At 42.6% G+C, this 18,455-nt stretch carries 15 protein-coding genes; 1 reads left to right on the forward strand and 14 read right to left on the reverse strand.

Translation table 11 applies throughout. From position 1 onward, the window contains the following. Positions 1–17 precede the first annotated feature (17 nt). The 13 genes from mobA to EII41_RS02700 all read right to left on the reverse strand — a co-directional run bounded on the left by mobA (position 18) and on the right by EII41_RS02700 (position 15,584). Positions 18–434: a conjugal transfer protein MobA gene (gene mobA, locus EII41_RS02635; protein WP_124789316.1), complete on the reverse strand. Its 417-nt coding sequence runs from the start codon at positions 432–434 to the stop codon at positions 18–20. Positions 435–1,314: 880 nt separating this feature from the next. Further along, on the reverse strand, positions 1,315–2,109 hold the full coding sequence (locus tag EII41_RS02645) for an NERD domain-containing protein (RefSeq protein ID WP_074452739.1): 795 nt from the start codon (positions 2,107–2,109) through the stop codon (positions 1,315–1,317). Between the two features lie 3 nt (positions 2,110–2,112). Next, complete coding sequence (locus tag EII41_RS02650; protein WP_009347047.1) at positions 2,113–2,385, reverse strand: hypothetical protein; 273 nt, start codon at positions 2,383–2,385, stop codon at positions 2,113–2,115. Then, the gene (locus EII41_RS14495; RefSeq protein WP_124789317.1) at positions 2,372–3,136 is read right to left on the reverse strand and encodes an AbiH family protein; all 765 of its coding nucleotides are present in this window, start codon (positions 3,134–3,136) and stop codon (positions 2,372–2,374) included. The genes EII41_RS02650 and EII41_RS14495 overlap by 14 nt, the downstream gene beginning before the upstream one ends. Before the next feature lie 15 nt (positions 3,137–3,151). Further along, positions 3,152–3,622: a hypothetical protein gene (locus tag EII41_RS02660; protein WP_124789318.1), complete on the reverse strand. Its 471-nt coding sequence runs from the start codon at positions 3,620–3,622 to the stop codon at positions 3,152–3,154. 2 nt (positions 3,623–3,624) lie between these two features. Next, on the reverse strand, positions 3,625–3,897 hold the full coding sequence (locus tag EII41_RS02665) for a hypothetical protein (RefSeq protein WP_124789319.1): 273 nt from the start codon (positions 3,895–3,897) through the stop codon (positions 3,625–3,627). Beyond that, complete coding sequence (locus EII41_RS02670; RefSeq protein ID WP_124789320.1) at positions 3,890–5,743, reverse strand: restriction endonuclease subunit S; 1,854 nt, start codon at positions 5,741–5,743, stop codon at positions 3,890–3,892. The genes EII41_RS02665 and EII41_RS02670 overlap by 8 nt, the downstream gene beginning before the upstream one ends. After that, positions 5,740–6,873, reverse strand: coding sequence for a YhcG family protein (locus EII41_RS02675; RefSeq protein WP_185711807.1), 1,134 nt, complete (start codon positions 6,871–6,873; stop codon positions 5,740–5,742). Before EII41_RS02675 ends, EII41_RS02670 begins: the two co-directional genes overlap by 4 nt. Before the next feature lie 13 nt (positions 6,874–6,886). Continuing rightward, positions 6,887–9,316: a type I restriction-modification system subunit M gene (locus EII41_RS02680; protein ID WP_124789321.1), complete on the reverse strand. Its 2,430-nt coding sequence runs from the start codon at positions 9,314–9,316 to the stop codon at positions 6,887–6,889. Positions 9,317–9,321: 5 nt separating this feature from the next. Beyond that, positions 9,322–11,361: a DUF262 domain-containing protein gene (locus EII41_RS02685; RefSeq protein ID WP_185711808.1), complete on the reverse strand. Its 2,040-nt coding sequence runs from the start codon at positions 11,359–11,361 to the stop codon at positions 9,322–9,324. A 16-nt stretch (positions 11,362–11,377) separates the two neighbouring features. Beyond that, a complete protein-coding gene (locus EII41_RS02690; RefSeq protein WP_124789323.1) occupies positions 11,378–14,659 on the reverse strand; it encodes a type I restriction endonuclease subunit R in 3,282 nt (1,093 codons plus the stop codon). A gap of 4 nt (positions 14,660–14,663) precedes the next feature. Continuing rightward, positions 14,664–15,350 carry a M48 family metallopeptidase gene (locus EII41_RS02695; protein ID WP_124789324.1) on the reverse strand — a complete coding sequence of 229 codons (687 nt, stop codon included), beginning with the start codon at positions 15,348–15,350 and terminating at the stop codon, positions 14,664–14,666. A gap of 3 nt (positions 15,351–15,353) precedes the next feature. Beyond that, positions 15,354–15,584 carry a helix-turn-helix transcriptional regulator gene (locus EII41_RS02700; protein WP_124789325.1) on the reverse strand — a complete coding sequence of 77 codons (231 nt, stop codon included), beginning with the start codon at positions 15,582–15,584 and terminating at the stop codon, positions 15,354–15,356. A gap of 137 nt (positions 15,585–15,721) precedes the next feature. On the opposite strand from EII41_RS02700, the gene EII41_RS02705 reads away from it, so the two are divergent. Then, positions 15,722–16,406 (forward strand): IS1 family transposase gene (locus EII41_RS02705; RefSeq protein ID WP_124789326.1). Its coding sequence is split into 2 segments (ribosomal slippage): positions 15,722–16,219 and positions 16,221–16,406, totalling 684 coding nucleotides; the frame shifts between segments, so codons are not numbered across the junction. 984 nt (positions 16,407–17,390) lie between these two features. Here the strand turns inward: EII41_RS02705 and EII41_RS02720 are convergent. Then, positions 17,391–18,443: a site-specific integrase gene (locus tag EII41_RS02720; RefSeq protein WP_124789327.1), complete on the reverse strand. Its 1,053-nt coding sequence runs from the start codon at positions 18,441–18,443 to the stop codon at positions 17,391–17,393. Between the last annotated feature and the right edge of the window lie 12 nt (positions 18,444–18,455).

An 18,455-nucleotide genomic window follows, 5' to 3' on the forward strand; every position in this document is an offset into this window, starting at 1 on the left:
CAATACACAGTAAAAGGCTATTGCCGATGTTGCCATTTCTCTTGAAACTCACGGGTGAGTTGCACGATTTCACCCCCGATTATTGCCAATTCAAGCGTCAGTTTCTCCAACTTGGCGAGCATCGCAAAGGCTTTTTTCTCGGTAAAGTTGCTCTTCAAAGCGACAACAGTTTGGTTATAATTCACTCCCACACTGCGGAATTGCCCGTACAAAGTCGCCAGTTTCTGGTAATAATCAAGCAGGGAACGATCCACTTTTATCACCCGAAAGGTCTCATTAAAGACTCTTGCCTTGATGAATAGTGACAGACTTGGTACACCACTTTCCTCTTTCATCGTGAGGAAATGGGCGTATTCTGTCGGCGTGAAATTGACCGAAACACGCTTTTCTGTCTTCTCTTTGGAGCGTGCGCTCCGAATGTTCTTCATTTTCATTTCTTACTTTGGATTTTAGTGTTTCACGACATCACCGGCATTTGAGGCATCGTATTCTCCCTTTCAAGAAAAACGACTTCGGAGTTTTTCAGCCCTCTGCAAGAGCAAGGGTTTTATGCTGCAAAAACGAAGTCGTGCTGCATAAAACATACCTTGCTATTTGCTCCGACGCAAATAAATCCGCCTCGAAAGGCAGTACTTTATCTTCTCGAAATGTATGTTTCAAAGCCATGAAATACCGGCTCATCGCTTGGGTGTAAAGTTACGACCTCTTGCCCCCAAAGCCATTAAGAGAGACGAAGCCACAACTAACCAAATCGAAGCCACAAGTACGCACTAATAAAAAGGGGGTGAAATTGGCTTGAAGGACATCTATATTTGCCCCGTCAGACAGGTGCTCACCGGTAGGAGGGGATACCGACTTCCTCAAGTCTAAACACCTGTTTGTACCTATTTGAACAGGCAACCAAGGATATGGCAATAGGAATGAGAATGGGCATAGGGCGGCAGCTCCGTATTCACTTGCACAAGTGTACAATGGGAGACGTGTGGGAGAACGTATGCAAGTATCAACCCCGTCATGTTTTCCGATACTTAAGCAAGGAGGGAAATACCCCACCAAGTAAGGCTCTGTTCCCTTATCGAAGCCTCCGGCGGTATGCCCACATGGAAATATAGCCTATGACAATGCCCGATTGAACACTATCAATGAGAAGTATGTACTGCTTCGTGAGTTCGCCATACCCAATGAAGAATGGGCAAGGAAGGCTGATTACATCGAGTTTCTATACACCGATGAAGCGGAACATCAGGAAGAGATACAGAGGATTAGGGATAATCATTGCAGAAGATTAGGCAGATGATACGACTCTACTCAGTCTTACTGAGTAGTAAACTTGCATCGAGGATAATTGGAACAACCGTAGAAACTTCCGTATTTCCCATTTCGCCGTACAAGCGTACCTCCACACTGTGGGCATATACCCGATGAAATTTTTGAATCTGTTCTGTACTTTGCTTCTTTTACGTTGCGAACATGGGTCTTGTTATCAACTACCTCACGTATGTTCTTTGAAGAAAGACGTTCCACAACTACTTTTATGTCAGTATCGGTAATGTACGATGTTTGATATGCTTGAATTGTGGAAAGAAGAGCAGTGTCATAAATAACATGGCCTGCAGACGAAACTCTACTAATATCGGCATTCCCAGTGAAAACGACAATGGGGATAACTTTTAGGTAAGGCCATTCTTTCAGATTCTCCTTAATCCTATACATGTGTCCTACTACCTGTTTTACTGGATTATAGAACTGGTTCTTGGTAACGTAGGTGTATGTCTTCCAAGGTTTCTTGGGGTAAGTTACTTTAGTCACGATTATCTGTTTCCACTCCTGGATATTATCATTGCCATATATCTCACCTCGATAGTTCTTTGTCTCTATGGCAAAGACTCCATATTTAGACACTACAATGTGGTCTATTTGTGTCGTGCCATTCGTTGTCTTTAGCATGACATCATCCATCACATGGTATTCGTCTGGTAGTTGCATGAGAATATCATGAATTCTCATTTCACCTCGCTTTCCCTTTTGTCGAGGGGAGTTATACCACCAACCGAATATGGTTATGGCGATGATAGCGACAATGAAAAGTATGGATAGAATTAACTCCATGAATCATACAATATAAACGCCCAGAAACTCACACCTCCCAATGTGTTTAGGATCTTCTGTGTATTTCCAATTGACAGGATTATAGACTTCTTCCACAATACCATTAACGATAGCAAGAACGTGAGTAGCCTTTCGCGCTCGGTTTATATCAACCTTCCAATACTTACGGGTCATCTCATAAAGATTCTCCCTTTTTACTTTCCCTACTTTTACACACATGATGCAGTCTTCGGGACTTGGTATAAGTGCTTTCTGATTCATATTATTCCCTGTCATAATGGTTTTCGATATAGTTTTCATTCTTACCGATAGCCAGGAGGATGATGATCATCAGTAGAGGTGTGGCCAATAGGCTCAGGAGCATGACTCGTCCGGGAAATAGTTTGTTTCTTTCCTCATGATTATATCGCAACTCTGCAATACTCTTTATGTCAAGCCCTATGTCCTCCAATGCTTTCTTTCTCCCTTCCGTTGAGAAATCCTCTGGGTTGAGGGGGGCTATCATGGCCTTCTGCAACTCTTCTTTGGGCTGGGGCGTACCAATGCTACGAAGATATTCAATGAGTTTATCCTGTAGGAAAGCTAACTGCTCATTAAGTTCCTTGACTGTATAGCCGTAGTCGGCATTCTCTGTACATCTCTTCAACAATTGATAATAGTTGTTCTCAATGTCAACCCAGCCTTTGGTTTCAATTGATTGGAGGATTGTTCCAAAGAACGGAGTACTATCAATAGAGAAAGTGTCAGGATGGTTTTGTAGCTCCGTTATCAATTCATAGCCAGAACAAGTCTTGTTGCCTCGAATATCTTTGAAATATGAGTTCTGGAAAGCGAACACATTCCAGCAACTTATATGAGTGTCATCTTTGATGGTCAGTTTGCAAAGACAATCATCGGACACTTTTGAGGTGTTGCCGGCAAAAGCATCAATACGGCTTTCCCAATACCAGTTTATAAAGTCTTTATAACTGGTTTTGAGGCCATGAGCCATGTCAAAGCCGTTTCCTATGATGACAAGTCTGTTCATTCTTCATTATCGCAATTAAGATAATTGGACATTGAGAATTGTTTCTCGATTTTTACTGAAGTCATCATTCCATACAATTTTCAACTTGATAAATTCATCATGCCCTTCACACAAAGCAATCCTTTCCTCAACACTGTTTGCTGCATTGATTAAATCATATGGTCCCCATTTCTCATGAAAGAATATTAGCCCTTCCAACTTGTCTTGGTCGAGTATTTCAACTCTTACATTCGATGCGTCAGCAGGGCCTGCATTCACAATCTTAACGATTGAATTTGACTTGCTTCTATAAGCGTTACACTTGATATCTGCCTGAAGTTCTTTCGCCTCAGCTTTCTGCAACTGGCGAATTTGAAGATCGTTCAAGCGTTTCTCTTGTAACTTCAACTTGCGGTCATGTCGCAAGTATGCAAAAACACCACCAGTTATTCCTAAAGCAGAAAGAATCAGTCCGCCCCAATCTTTTACAAATTCAATCCAATCCATATTTACTTTATTTTGATATGTTTGTTACCTTTGAAAGCCTTCTTAAGCTGGTCTTTGATGTAAGATGCAGCATCTTTCTGCATTTCTTCCTTGACCTCATCAAAGGCTTCTTGGTTGAGTTCTTTCAATTCCTCAATACCACCAAAGTATTCTCTATTACAGAATGTACATTTGATATATGATTTGTCATCATTGAACTCAAATTGATCTTCATAGCCACATGTGGCGCAGCGAAGACGTATCTCATAACTATCTTTAAGTTTATTATTAGTCATTTATAACATCAGGTGCAAAACCGTTCTCGCGCATCCATTGGATAGCGTTTAACCAACGTTCTTTTGATATTCGCTTCTTCGATTCATGCCAGTTGTTCAGCACCTCATTCACGATATCGGCATCTGTGAAAGTCTTGTTGCTGTTTAGAAAATCCTCCCATGCACTATAGAGCGTGGCAACGATTTCACACCGCTCTGTGTTTTGCGTCTTGAACGTATCAATGATTTTTTCGAATGTGGGCAAAACTGCAGAAAAGTATTTATCAAAATACGTTTTATGCTTGCCACGGTTTTGCATTGGCACATATCTGTTCCCTTTCTCTGTCCGTCTCACCTCAAACCATTTCTGCTTTTTCAACTGGCTGTCAATAGAGCGTAATGCTCTGTTGTCATACGGACCAGCTGCATCTCGATGATAGTGAGAGCCTATGTCTATACGGCAAAGACGTTCTGTGAGGAACAGCATTTTCTCCATCTTCACATGTCCAAATGTCGGTTCTTCACATAGCCTATCTGCAATCTCTGCCGCCAAAACGCTTCTTCGGAAATGTACATTTGCCGTTGTGGTATTCGTTCTGGCTACTGTGTTTACCAGCCTTATCTTACCAGTAAGCAACTGCTGCATCATGCCTTGCTTAATGGCGGTGTATTTGTCTCGCTTGGCTTCGAGAGCAGAGATTTCGTTGTCCATTGAAGAAAGGACTAAAGCGATGGCGGATTGCTCTTGTAATGAAGTTGGTGCATATAGCAATACGTTGGCAACTTTTTCTTTATTAAGGTTCTGTACGCTGCTACCAGCCGCCATTGATACATATTGGTTCATAACGGCATCCGAACAAAGGATATAATACAAGAACTGCATATCGTAAGCCTCTTGATAGTCTTGTATAACAAGCCATCCGTCATGAATACAACCATCTATATCCAATATATAAGGTCTTCCAAAGCTCATAGAGTTAGAGAGAATAAAGTCACCCTTCTTCACTTGACGAGTTTTAGATAAACCCTCTTTTTTGATTTTCTCAGCAGCTTTACGGAGGTACTTATCTTCGGGCTTCACATCACCGATTTTTATCCAATTTAACCCATCTTGACTGTCAGTAATATAGTCCTCAATAGGACGTGGTGATCCTCCACGAAGAATTGTAGCATCTTCACCAAGTTTTTTCTCCTCCCACGGCACAGTGAATCCTTTGAGGCGTTTCTTGCCTGTAAGGAGTTGCTGCATGGCACCTTGCTTGATGGCTCGCTTCTTCTCAATCAGCTTACCCAATTCTGCTATTAAGGCATCAACATTTGAAAGTGCAGTTGCTATACGAGTTTGCTCAGATTTATCCTTTGGATAGATCAATTGGAATTTCACAAAATCCTTTTGATACAAATGATTTATTGTAGAACCTGCAGTAAGCTGGTCAATAAATGATTTGAACCATATTGACTTAAATATCCATGACAAATAGGCTTGATTAACTGCATTTTCTTGTTTCGATCTAACTACGAAAACACCGCTATTGAGCGTTCCAGGTCCAGGAATACTATTAAGGAAGGCTACTTTTCCTATTGTTCCATCTTTAGAAATAAGGACATCACCTTCTTTAATTTGGATATTTGTATCTTGGTCATATCTCCATTTGCTTACATAGCAACAATTTTTCCAATCGATATATCCATCTTTGAAATCCGTTCCAGTAATCAGAATATAGTCGCCCTGTGGCAAATATTCACCTGTGGTTAATCCTTGCCATCCAATTCTTGCTTTAAGGGTACACAATTTATCTATGTTGGTTGCCTCCCAATCCACAGGAATCCTTCCTACCTCTGTATCTTTGAATCTTGTTTCAATCATTTGCTTATCTCCTTTAACAGAAAGTCTTGTAGTGTTTTCTTGTCTGGTAGCGAAAGCATGTAAGTGGACACAAACAGGTTGTTGTCCAAACCAGCCAGAGCGTACTCCACCATCTTGTCGCCTTTGCGAGTGCAAAGCAGAATACCCACAGGAGGATTGTCCCCTGGATTCATCTCGTTCTCCCTGAAATATGAGACGTAGGCATTAAGCTGACTGAGGTCGGCATGGCGGAACTCGTCGTCTTTCAGTTCGATGATGACATTGCAGTGTAAGATACGATTGTAGAACACCAAGTCGGCAAAGTAGTATTCATCGTCGATAATCATCCTCTTCTGCCGCGCCTCAAAGCAAAATCCCTTGCCCATTTCGAGCAAGAACTCTTGCAGATGCCCTATCAAGGCATTCTCCAAATCGCTTTCTGTAAACGCTTCGGGGCGCAAGCCAAGAAACTCAAACGAGAATGGATCTCTGATGGTAAGAACTGGCGATGTGTTAACTTCTGTCCTTTCCAACAAGAGTTCAGGCTTTTCACTCACTCCTGCACGGAAGTAGAGGTTTGTCGAGATTTGTCTGCGTAGCTCTTTTACACTCCAACAGCAACGGACACACTCTGTTTCGTAGAAAAAACGTGCTAAAGAATCATCAACTGTCAACAGTTCAACGATATGGGAAAAGGATAGATTAGACATCAACTTTTCTGCCGGTGTAGTGAATTTATCCGACGCCGTCGGACTTTTCTCCACAGATTTCTCCGATGCTGTCGGAGAAATGGCAGTCAAGTAGTTTTTTATTTGAGGATAAGTCAAATAGAACTTACGACCATTTGTGAGCAATGTTTCATTGATTCCCCTTTTGTTCACACGCTCAGCCAAACGCTTTAGCAGACGGTCGCCATACTTAGCGCGGTCATTGCCATGCTGCTCATACTCCACAATATAGAATCCAATGACATAGTTTCTTATCGTAGCAAAACGGTTTATCGCTTTAACGGTTGCCGAATAGGCGGAATCGTGCAACTGCAACACCAGTTCAGACAGATGCTCGAATGAAAACGCCGTCTCATCTGCCCAATTTTCTGGCAAGTTATATAGAACAGTTATTTCTGTATGTTTTGTTTTTTTCTTGTCCATATAAAAATATGATTTACAAGATGAATCCCATCTCTTTGAGTGAACGAAGGACCTCCTGTTCCAAATCGTTCACTTTGCCCTCGGTTGCGCCTAGTGTCACCTCATAACGCTCGGCAAGGGAGGTTACGTCGCTTGTTATCTGGTGTGTGACGTTTTGCATCAAGGCTTCGCAACCACCTACAACACTTGCAAGCCACTTACGTTCAACCACAAGCGTCTTGATTTCATCCTCTTTCATGGCGGCATACTTCGCTACAACTGACTCCGTAAGTTCGGTGCGCTTCTGCTTCCATTGGGAAACATAACCCTCCTTCTTTGTATAAGTAGATTCCCAAAGCTTCAGGATTTCCAAGTCCTCCTTGGTCGTACCATCCGTCTTTGCATTCTTGACTGCTTTCTTTACATCAGCAATCTTCACATTGGCAGGCTTGTCTTCTTCGTCATCATCGTTGAAACGGAATACATCGGTATTCGACTCCACAAGGTCGGACAATTCCTGTTGTAGGCTCTCTATAGAAGACGACAATTCAGCAATCTCTTTGGTCTCGGCTGTGAAGTATTCAGCAAGCACGATGCTGACAGGCACGAGGTCGCAAACTATCTCGTCGTACATGATAGCCTTCTTCTTGTCGCCTTTGCCCGACTTTGTAGCTCGCACTTCCGGAAATGTCCACCCATCGTTAGCAATCATGTAGCTGTCATCCTGCATCACGTCTGCCCAGTAGTTGAGCAATACATCATAGACTTCGTAGGCATCCACCAGGCCGCTGTGGTCTTTTGCCTTGTCAAGTAACGACTCTGACCATTTGGCAATCAGCTCCATGGGGCGTGCGCCCTGACCGACGGCTTTCATCTGTGGCATAATCTCTGCTTTCCATTCATTCAGAAGTGCAGAGAACCGACCATTCTGCGAGACGTAAGAAGGATCTTTCTCTATTGTTTGAGCTATGTCTGCCTTTACGGGCTTCAGGCTATAGTAACCATTTGCCGTACAGTTGAAAAGGCTGACCTTCAATGAAGGACAGGCATTCCAGTACGTTTTCATCCCGTCCACATCGTGGGCAGGAAGTCCTCCATGCAAATGAGCCTCGATGTCATGCTGAATCTCAGTGTCCTTTGGCTGTATGTATCGGGGAATGTTCAGATTGTAGTCATTACGCTCTATCTCATCCCATTCTACAAGACGGCAATAGTGGTCAATGGCCTCTTGTGCATCCCAAGCATCCACGATGCGCTTGATGTCTTGCTCGCGCAGACGGTTCTTTGCTCCGTCCTTCTTGAAGCCATCTTTTGCATCTATGAAGAAGATACCCTTGCGACTATCCTTATTTTTCTTGTCGATGATAATAATGGAAGCAGGAATGCCTGTACCAAAGAAAATGTTTGGCGGCAATCCAATAATTCCCTTGATATAGTGCTGTTTGACAATATGTTTGCGGATATCGTATTCTGCGTTGCCACGGAAAAGAACACCATGAGGCAGGATGCAAGCGCCACGTCCTTCATCAGTCTTCATGGAGGCAATGAGGTGAAGCAAGAAAGCGTAGTCGCCACACTTGGCAGGTGGTAACAAGTTAGCGGTCCAGCGGTTATACAGGTCATTCTCCATGCCCGATGCCAGCCAGTTCTTCATAGAGAAAGGAGGGTTGGCTACGCACACATCAAAAGTGCTGACCATACCATACTGCTTGAACTGTGGGTCGGCTAACGTGTCGCCCACCTTGATATCGGCACTGCTGATACCGTGAAGCAACATGTTCAGCTTAGCCAATGCCGCCGTACTGCTGTCTTTCTCCTGTCCGAAGATAGACACACGGGGATTGCTGGCTTCAGCCAAGGCACGAAGCAACAAAGAACCAGAGCCACAAGTAGGGTCATAGATGGTATGCTCGGCACGGTCGAGTTCATCGATGCGAAGGAGCTTTGCCATCACACGACTTACCTCGGCAGGTGTATAGAACTGTCCCTTACTCTTACCGCTCTCGGCAGCAAAGTTCTTCATCAGATATTCATATGCATCACCCAGAAGGTCATCATCAGCAGCACGGTTATGCGAGAAGTCGAGTGCATCATTTTCAAATACGCCGATAAGCTTTGACAAGGTATCAACCATCGTGCGTCCACTGCCCAGTTTTGTGGGGTCGTTGAAGTTAGGCAGCGCAAGGTCACCAATCTGTCGGGCATTCATTTCCTTGATGGCCTCCAGTTTGGTATTCATCTTCTCGCCAATCTTATCCTCCTGTTTCAGAGCCACGAAATCCTTGAAGCTACAACCCTCTGGTACTCTAAGACGGAAGCCTGGCTGACCAGCCTTGTCAGAGAGATACTTCACGAACAAGACTATCAGCACGTAATCCTTGTACTGACTGGCATCCATTGAGCCGCGAAGTGCATTACACGACTCCCAGAGTGCGCTGTATAACTGTGATTTCTTTATTGCCATATTTATTACTCACTTTCTAAGAGTGTCTTAAATTCAACGCTTATGTTTTGTTCTTCTTGTAGCGAGGCAAAGAAGCCAAAGTCTATTGCGTTCTTTGCTTGCATAACATCTGCAAATTCTTGTGTTGTTGTAGTAACTGGTATGGTTCCCGACAAGGCTTGCATCGCTGTGGGATTAGGGATGTTCCTCACTACTGTCAAGCGATAGCGAGTAATTCCATTACCAATTACTTTGTCAAGAGTGATGCTTTCCTTGCCTTTCTTGCCATAAAGCATACGTTCTTCTTGCTCAACCTCAGTTACGCTACTTACAAGGTTCTGACTGAAGAATGCCATCAGACGATTGCACACTTCATCGCGCCGATGCTCTATATCCTCTGGCAACCAATCATGCTTCAGATGATTGGTTGCCAAGTCTTGTACTTCTTTGACGTGAGAAACGATATAATATCGCTTTTTCTCGCCAAAATAGCCGTTTCCTGCACGAATGTTCGGATGCTTCTCGAAAGGTATTTTGTTGCCGATGCTCTCTAAATGTTCCTCTGCTGCTTCACGTGTCCAGCCAGCATAGTTGGCTTGCTTCCATCGTTTCGGAAGAATATGCTCAATCTCCAATTTTCCCGTAAATAATTTGCTTTCAACGTCGTAAAGATAAGCAGCAAGGAGTATAATGCTCTTAACGACTTTACTTCTTGTGCGCGATGCACGTTCTATCAGACTGTTAAAGTCTATCGGCATGATATTCTGGAATACAGTATCGCCATTGTGATAGATGTCAATGCAGAACTTATAAGTCGGTGGTTTGACAGCATTGACCTGTGGCTTGATTATAAACTGAACCAACATGTACGACAGCAAGCCACGCATGAATTTTTCTATGCGTGTTTTGAAATTATCTTCGCCTCGATGTTTGATATAGAACACACTGACAACACAACGCCAATAGTCATTGGGGAAGTTTACCAAACAATGAATGTACTTGATAGCTTCTAACGTGTAGTACTCGTTTCCTTCGTCAAACTCGCCTACATTGTCGTAGGTGTTCACCCAGAACCTTGCCAAGTCTTTGATGTCCTCAAAGAAATTGTCCTTATGAAGTTCGTCATATTTGTAATTGTCGCCAGCATAAAACTTGCGAAGTCCTTTCTCATTATCTGTTATATTGTCCCTGGCACGAATAACGTGCATGTAGAAACGGAACATGTCGTTTATGGTCAGACCGCTGTCCTCGACAAGTTCTTCAAGGTTTTTCCATTCATCGGTAAAGGCAGACTTCTCTTCGGGTGTCCTTAACTTCTTATACAATTCTGCTTTAAATATATCAGAATCTGACAATGGAAGACCTCGATTATTCAGTGTACTAAAAATTGTCAGGGCTGAATTGAGGTCTTCGCATTCAATCGGAAACACGATGCAGTCGTTTAGAATGGTAAGACACAACTCTTTCCACATCATCGTGTTTTCTGCAGCAAACTTCTCACACTGGTTAAAGAAATAGGTATAATTCTTTGCGTAGGCTGATTTGCTGTCACGTTTCTCTCCTGTACAAAGGATATTCTTGAAGTCTTCATTATCCTTGTCGAGAGCTACACGACTGTCAATCTTCAGTAAGGTTCTGTCCTTTACCTTACGCGACATCTTGTCAACTTTCCAAATGCATGGTTCTATCTGTTGCATCAGTCCTTCGATGTCTTCATCGTTCGGCCATTCTTCTTTCATTTTTTCAAGCTTCAGATAGAATGCACGTAGCAATAGCATCAATGATGTCATACGTTGTTGTCCATCTATGATATTGATTTCATTCTTATTTGCTTCGTCGGTATAGGTAACTATGGTGCCGATGAAGTACTCCTTTGGTGCATCTTCGTTTTTTCGTTTCTCATTGAAAAAGTTTTTGATGTCCGTCCAAAGAGTATCACACTCATTTTCACCCCAACGGTAAGGGCGTTGATATTCGGGTATCACATAAAGCCTATCCTTATTCGTTGAATCGGACATACTCAGCAAAGATGCTATATTTTTTCTACTTACTTGTAATTCTGCCATTTTATCTGTTATTATGTTATGAGTTTTGTGAAGCGAGACGGTAAATCTCATAGATGTCCTGTTCGCAAAATGATGGGAACATAGCTTGCAGGTCGTCACGCAAGTCCCAACTGGCATTGCTGTCGGAATCTTGCCAATTAGCCCCTGCATTGCGATAGATGAAATCGTCAATCTTCTTTATGATTTCAATTACCTCGTTGTCATCCGCAGGAGCGTTCCATGCAGTACGGTTATTCCATAAAGCCTTGCTACGCTTGTTACTAAGTCCATTTGGCGCATCACTACCATGCTTGATTGCTTTTATATGCTCAATGAGTGCCTTTATTCTCTCTTTGGCGGTAGCATTGCTTTCCCTCAGTTGGTCGAGCAATGCCTGTAACCTCTCACTGAAAGCTCGTTGCTCTTCCTCGTCACCGCTATTCCAGTCGGTATTGACACGGCGAGCCTTACCCTCAATGACTTCGGCTGCTCCATTGGCATTGCCTCCTGCTTGACGGATGGCTTCATCAGCAGCCTTGTCGGTGTCTGTAGTATCATTGATAAGGTCGAGGAAAGAGAAGTCGGCAGATGCTTCCACCAAAGTCTCAGCATCCTCCGCACGGATATGCTGGTCAAGAAGCTGTCGCATATCGGGGTCAAGAGTGCGTGGATCGAAGTCGTCACCAGATTTCTGGCGCACCTTGCGCTGTATGGTTCCTGCCTCTCGGGAGAGTGAGGCAAAGCGTTCTATCTGCTCAGGCGTGAAATCTGTCTGGCAGAAATAGTCGGACATATTGTTATATGCTGTGACCATGCCACCTGTGATGCTGTACATGAGGTTTCGGCGGCATTGTGCAGGGTCTTCACCTTCCAGTTCGGCTACATAATACTCCGTAAGCGGTTCCAATTCTGTAAGTCCCTTACTTTCCCAGATGGCTTTCAGTCCTTCATAGGCTTCTGTTGCAGCCTTCAGTTTTTCTTTGCATTTATTGACAACACCATCGAGCAATCCTTCTACATCGACACCATCGAGACCAGAGAAGCCTTCGCCGTCGTTGAACTTGACAACGGCATCTTCAATGCTGTCGAACAGATTCTTGAAACTGATGATACGGCCAAATTCCTTGTGTGTTTTGACTATCACGTTGCCTTCCTCGTCTTTGATGTCCTCGCCAAGTCGGTTCACACGGCATACTGCCTGGAACAAAGTATGGTCTTTAATCTCATTGTCGATATAAAGGACGGTGGCACATGGGGCATCGAAGCCAGTGAGCAGCTTGTTTACCACAATGAGCAGCTTCATCTGTGCAGGACGCTTGATGAAGAGGTTCTTTGCCCACTTCTCATAGTCATCAGCATTATTGATACCATCACCAGCATCTTTGAACGACTGCTTTGCCCAGTCATACTTGAATTTAGCCTCCGTTTCCTTGCTCGTGTCAGCCGAATCGTTGGCAATATCACTGTCCATTGGGTCATAGCTCGTTACTACTGCAACACGCCCTCTGAGCAGAGTGTTGCTGCTGTCTTGAGTAAAGAACTTGTAGTATCTGTAAGCCTGATAGATTGAACCAGCCACCAACATGGCATTACTCCAATCATGCTTCAACAGACCAAAACCAACATCGTCAAGGATGCTGTAGCCGATACGCTCGATACGCTCCTTTGTAGAATAAACCTTTTCCAAGGTTGCCCATCGGTCTTCTACCATTCTGCATTGCTCATCAGACAGCTCACGTCCTGCTGTCAATGCAGCCAGTTTCTGGTCAACTTTCTGTTTGTTGGCAAGCTGTTGCTCTACGTTGCGGTATTCATATTGCAGGTCGAGGATAACCCTGTCTTCCACGGCCTGTTTGTGCAAATACTTGTGGATATATGGGCCAAAGGTACGTTCAGACATGCTCTTGATGCGGTTATACATATCGCCCTTGTCTTTCTTCAGGAGAGGCGTGCCAGTGAAACCGATGAGCATAATCTCCTTACCCATGATGGCTCGCATGGCTTCGTGAAGGCGACCGCTCTGTGTGCGGTGGCATTCATCGACAAAGACAAAGATGTTGTCACCCTTCACACTGAAGTTGTCGCCATATTTCTGTGTGATAATGGCTTGCAGTTCATTAAGGTATTCATCCAGACTAACCTTTGTTCCCGATTCGTCTTTCTCGGCTTCATCCTCAGATCCGTTTGCACCGAACTTGTGGATGAGTGAGCAGATGAGCCATTCTTCACCTTTATTAAGCGTGTCGAGAAGGTCGCTGCTTGAAGTAGCCTGATGAAGCGTGTTGCCTCCTTTTATGAATGTTCCTGCCAACTGCAGGTCAAGTTCTTTGCGATCAGTAATGACCACGACACGAGGATTCTTATAATTACGACGTATATAGGATGCCAAAGCAACCATCGTAAGACTCTTGCCAGAACCTTGCGAATGCCAGATAACACCGCTTTCCTTCTTTGGCATACGTGCCACCGCTGCTTTGATAGCATATATCTGATGTGGGCGTAACACTTTCTTGATGCCGCCATCATTCAGTACACCATAGCGGAAGAAGAACATAAAGTTCTCTTTGTTGAAGAACATCATGTATGACTCTTGCTCTGTCAACACATCACCCAGTTTGTTGGTGTCGCGCTTCCATTTACACCAGAACTTTAACGGAGTTCCGACAGTACCATAGCGGAACTCCACGCCATCGTTGGAAGCTATGGTAAATTGTGTTGTGGTAAAGAAGGATGGTATGAAATCTCTTTCGTTTGATAAGTGCTGCTTGATACCTTCTTCATAATTGACAAGACTGCGCTTCAGTTCAATGACCGCCAAGGCTATGCCGTTCACATAGACAACGATGTCTGGACGCTTGTTCTTTCCCAACAAGGGGTCAATGTAACTGACCTCTTCGGCTATGGCAAAGTTATTGTTGGCAAAGTCCTTGAAGTCAAACAGCATCACGTCCTCGTGGTTTGACTCTGGGTCTGGTTGTGACTTGATGCCCATCATCAAGGTGTCATACAGGTCTGTATTGCACTGCATCAGACCGCTCATCTTGGCATTTCCAAGTCTGGCTTTGCTTTTTAGCTGAAATAGGACATCTTCTATCTGCCGTTCCGTGTATTTCGGCGTTTTGTCCTTTTTCTTCTGGGCTTTCAGGAACTTGCGCACCTCATCATCAAGGATGGGCGAGTTTTGCTTACCCAAACTGTTGACTATCTCGCCTTTGGCATATTGCCAGTTGCCGAGATACTTGTAACCAAGTTCGTCTTGAAACCTCCTAACGAGCTTGTTCTGATATTCTCTTTCCCTTTGTTCTTGATAAGTTGCCATAGTCCTATAGTGGGAATTCGTTTAATTGTTCTTTTATCTTTTGCCATCCAGGAAGATAAGTTCCAAGGATATGCTTGAATTTGTTTGTATGATTCTGCTCTATGAGGTGAGTAAGTTCATGGGCTACCACATATTCTATGCAGTTCAATGGTTTCTTAGCCAACTGTAGATTGAACATTATCTTTCCAGTATCTTTGTGGCACTTGCCCCAACTTGAAGTCATCTGCTGAATAGTCCATTCTGCGACCTTAACATCAAGTATTTTCTCCCATTTAGTCACATACAATTCGAAGGTTGGAGTAATTTGTTCCTTATACCAGTTCCAAAGTACATTTGCAATGCTTTCCTTTGTGGTACGTTCATAGACATATACATTGATATAGTCGCCCAGAATATCGACATGGAAGGTACAGGTGTTGTCCCTGATAACCTTCAGACGATAAAGTTCACCTTTGTAGTAATGGGCTTCACCAGACACATATTCGCGCTTATCTTGAAATGTGTAGGATGTAGTCTCTTTGCGCTTCTGTACGAGCCATACCCATTTCTTTAGGACAAAGAGCTTAATCTGCTCATCAGTGTATGACTGTGGAGCAGACACATGAACCCTTCCATCGGGTGGATAGACCGCCAAATGGAGGTTCTTAATGGGCTTACGCTCAACTTCTATATCAACACCATTTACTACCATGTCTCACTTTGATTTTTGCGACAACAAATATGATTTGTACTCGCGCACAATCAATTCCTTAATGTCAACTTCAAGCAAGTCGGCAATCTTCAAAAGGCTTGGAAGGTCAGGCTGAGAAGAATTGGTACACCATTTTGAAACGGTGGATGGTGTTACCCCCATCTGCTCAGATAGCCATTTGTTGGTTCGCTTCTTTTCAACCAATACCAACTTGATACGATTTACATCTTCCATATATCTCAGTTTAATGCCACAAAGTTAGTGAAATTATTTCACTTTCTCATAATCTTACACAAAACATTAAGCTAAATTGCTTAATTTTATGATATTGTTAAATTGCTATAGTTTTTGTAACTTTGCAATAAAAAACTATGGATTGTCCAAGATGCGGAAGTTTAAACCATCGCAAAGATGGCGTTGTCGGTGGTCGTCAGCGACATTATTGTAAAGATTGCCAATATCGTTACACAGTAGAAAAGAAATCGGATGTTAAGTCCTCACAAATTCGCCGTATGGCTTTGGAGATGTATTTGGAGGGTTTGGGGTTTAGGGCTATTGGTCGCATATTAAAAATAAGTCATGTCACGGTTTATTATTGGGTAAAGGAATGGGGTGAAAACGTGTCGCTTCCTCAAAAAGAAAAATGTGTCGATATTGTGGAATTAGATGAAATGCATACTTACGTGGGTTCAAAAAAAAACTACCGTTTGATATGGATTGCTGTTGATAGACTTGGAAAAAGGTTTATCTCTTTTGTCTGTGGGGACAGAAGCACAAAGACAGGCTTAAAACTATGGAAACGGGTGCAGGAAATTTCTGTTTGTTTTTATTGCTCTGATTGTTGGAAAAGTTATGCGGAAATTATCCCTCCAAAAAAAACATATTCAAACAAAAGCAGAAACTTACACCGTAGAGAGTTACAATAGCAGAGTCAGGCATTATTTGGCAAGATTTAAGCGAAAAACAAAATGTTACACCAAAACTGAACATATGATAGAAAAATCTCTAAAGTTACTCTTTTTGAAACTTAATAATGAATTAACTATATTAGTTTAACAATCCCAATTTTATATTTTCCATCTTCTTTGTTATCTTTGAATTGCTTATTTAAAGCGGTAATGTTATTACTGGTATTCTAAAACATAAAATTTCCACATCCCAAAGATTGCCTGTCTGGTGACACATAAACATTGGTACGATTGACTAAGCAAACAGCCATCAACATAAAGTTGACAGCCGTTTTTTCATTCAGAGTTGTCTTGAATTATTAACTGACATTGTAACACGGCTACTTAGCGCATCCGAATGAGGAATTTTCCCACACATATCTCTGCCAGCCAAAGCCAAATGCTTGCGCCCCAAAGGAGAGACTCTGCGAGTGCAAGTGCCACCCAAATTGATATTTTGTATCTCAGTTTCATCTTGTCTGATTTTTTTGATTTTATGCGGATTTCAGAGGTGAGAGAGTTGAGTTTCAACTTTCTTTTCCCTGCTTCTCGCATATCCGACATTTTTTTATGCGTCTTTCCGTCGGGTCGGTCGTTTTCGTTTCAGTGGCGTAAAAAGGTAGGGCTTAGGACAAACAAGGTTTTACGGCGAGAATACTACCTGCAATGAAATGGAAGTGTGGAGATTGTCGTCTAAACGGCTTGCCGCCCCGACCTTTTTTGGTCCGTAAAAGTCCGGAACTACCTTTGCAGCTGACAACGAACAACCGATTCCGACATGATACACGGGCATAAGTGGAGGATGGGTAAGGAGAGAAGCAGGGCGAAAACAAAAAAACGCAGTCTTCGGAGACTACATTTATCATAAGAATAGAATACCCGGAAAACAAAAAGCAACCCCAATGGACAGCCTTACGAAAATAACTCAGAGAAAATTCTTTTTTCTCACGATATACTCTTATCTTTGCAACAAACAAAGTGGTTCTTTGAAATGGCAAAACAAGGTAGAGTATAGAAGCTCGCTGGTTTCCTTATTGTTACCTCCCTTTATTGATAAACAATATAATCAGTTGATTATTTGATATTTATAGAATTACCTATGCTTTGCCATATGAAATGTCAAATCTTTGTTGATACCACATAGAGTTCCTATTTCTTTTAGATAGGCATTCATTTTCTGATTGCTCAAAACCGGCAATATCCTGTTGTCGGGTAATCTGCCCTCATACTTCTCCAATATTTTTTTTGGTATATCAAGTAACGGGATAGAAAACGACACATCTGTTTTTTCTCTCTTCCCGATTATCCACAAGTTGCCATCAAATGAAGTGCGGATATTCTCTTTTCTTAAATTTTTCACGTCAATATATGCTAAACCGCAGAAACAAGAGAAAATGAAGATATCACGTACCTGTTCCAAACGCTTGGTAGAGAATTTTTTCATTGCTATGGCCGTAACCTCTTCCTGCGAGAGGTAACCTCTATCTACCTTTTTCAAACGTATCTTATAGTTCGCGAAAGGATCTGCTTTAATCCATCCGTTGTTTTTGGCTATGATGATTATGCGTTTAAAAAACTGCATGAATTTGGCGGTAGTATTCGGATTACATCCGCAAGAAGTCAATAAATAGACTTCGAAATCCATCAGGAAAAGATGATTGATCTCTTTGAGGGCGATGTCATTCAAATGATATTTCTCTTTGACGAAGTTACTAAGACGTTTCCTTGCTACTTCATATTTCTGGTAAGTAGCCTTAGATTTGTTTATACCAACAAGCTTGGCTACATCTTCATTGTGTTTCTTGAACATTTCCAGAAGCATTTGTTGCTTGAGCTCAACTCCAAAGAAAATGTTTTTAATACGATCCGGTGTAACGGAGCTTTCACGCTCCTGAAGTTCTCGATAGATTTTTGTCATAGTAGCCTTAATGCTATCAAGGATGGCATTAAGTTCTATCACTTCTTGTGTTCTTCCGACAGCCTTGCCCGCTTTGGCGTCCCAAATTTCGGGGGAGACCTCTACTTTTGCTCCGAACTGTACAGCTTGTCCATTGACTGTAATTCGTCCCATAATGGGCATTTTCCCATTTGCTTTAATAGCACTACTTTTGCCATAGAAAAGGATGTTGAATGTACTTTTTCTCATAACTCAAAATTT

It is taken from the genome of Tannerella forsythia, from assembly GCF_003860135.1.
In the GTDB taxonomy this organism is placed as follows: Bacteria; Bacteroidota; Bacteroidia; order Bacteroidales; family Tannerellaceae; genus Tannerella; species Tannerella forsythia_A.

Excerpts from the sequence above, each read along its gene's own strand:
- EII41_RS02720 (WP_124789327.1), bottom strand. The coding sequence starts at position 18,443 with ATGAGAAAAAGTACATTCAACATCCTTTTCTATGGCAAAAGTAGTGCT.
- EII41_RS02700 (WP_124789325.1), bottom strand. The coding sequence starts at position 15,584 with ATGGAAGATGTAAATCGTATCAAGTTGGTATTGGTTGAAAAGAAGCGA.
- EII41_RS02650 (WP_009347047.1), bottom strand. The coding sequence starts at position 2,385 with ATGACAGGGAATAATATGAATCAGAAAGCACTTATACCAAGTCCCGAA.
- EII41_RS14495 (WP_124789317.1), bottom strand. The coding sequence starts at position 3,136 with ATGAACAGACTTGTCATCATAGGAAACGGCTTTGACATGGCTCATGGC.
- EII41_RS02660 (WP_124789318.1), bottom strand. The coding sequence starts at position 3,622 with ATGGATTGGATTGAATTTGTAAAAGATTGGGGCGGACTGATTCTTTCT.
- EII41_RS02665 (WP_124789319.1), bottom strand. The coding sequence starts at position 3,897 with ATGACTAATAATAAACTTAAAGATAGTTATGAGATACGTCTTCGCTGC.
- EII41_RS02690 (WP_124789323.1), bottom strand. The coding sequence starts at position 14,659 with ATGGCAACTTATCAAGAACAAAGGGAAAGAGAATATCAGAACAAGCTC.
- EII41_RS02685 (WP_185711808.1), bottom strand. The coding sequence starts at position 11,361 with ATGGCAGAATTACAAGTAAGTAGAAAAAATATAGCATCTTTGCTGAGT.
- EII41_RS02695 (WP_124789324.1), bottom strand. The coding sequence starts at position 15,350 with ATGGTAGTAAATGGTGTTGATATAGAAGTTGAGCGTAAGCCCATTAAG.
- mobA (WP_124789316.1), bottom strand. The coding sequence starts at position 434 with ATGAAAATGAAGAACATTCGGAGCGCACGCTCCAAAGAGAAGACAGAA.
- EII41_RS02645 (WP_074452739.1), bottom strand. The coding sequence starts at position 2,109 with ATGGAGTTAATTCTATCCATACTTTTCATTGTCGCTATCATCGCCATA.
- EII41_RS02680 (WP_124789321.1), bottom strand. The coding sequence starts at position 9,316 with ATGGCAATAAAGAAATCACAGTTATACAGCGCACTCTGGGAGTCGTGT.
- EII41_RS02675 (WP_185711807.1), bottom strand. The coding sequence starts at position 6,873 with ATGGACAAGAAAAAAACAAAACATACAGAAATAACTGTTCTATATAAC.
- EII41_RS02670 (WP_124789320.1), bottom strand. The coding sequence starts at position 5,743 with ATGATTGAAACAAGATTCAAAGATACAGAGGTAGGAAGGATTCCTGTG.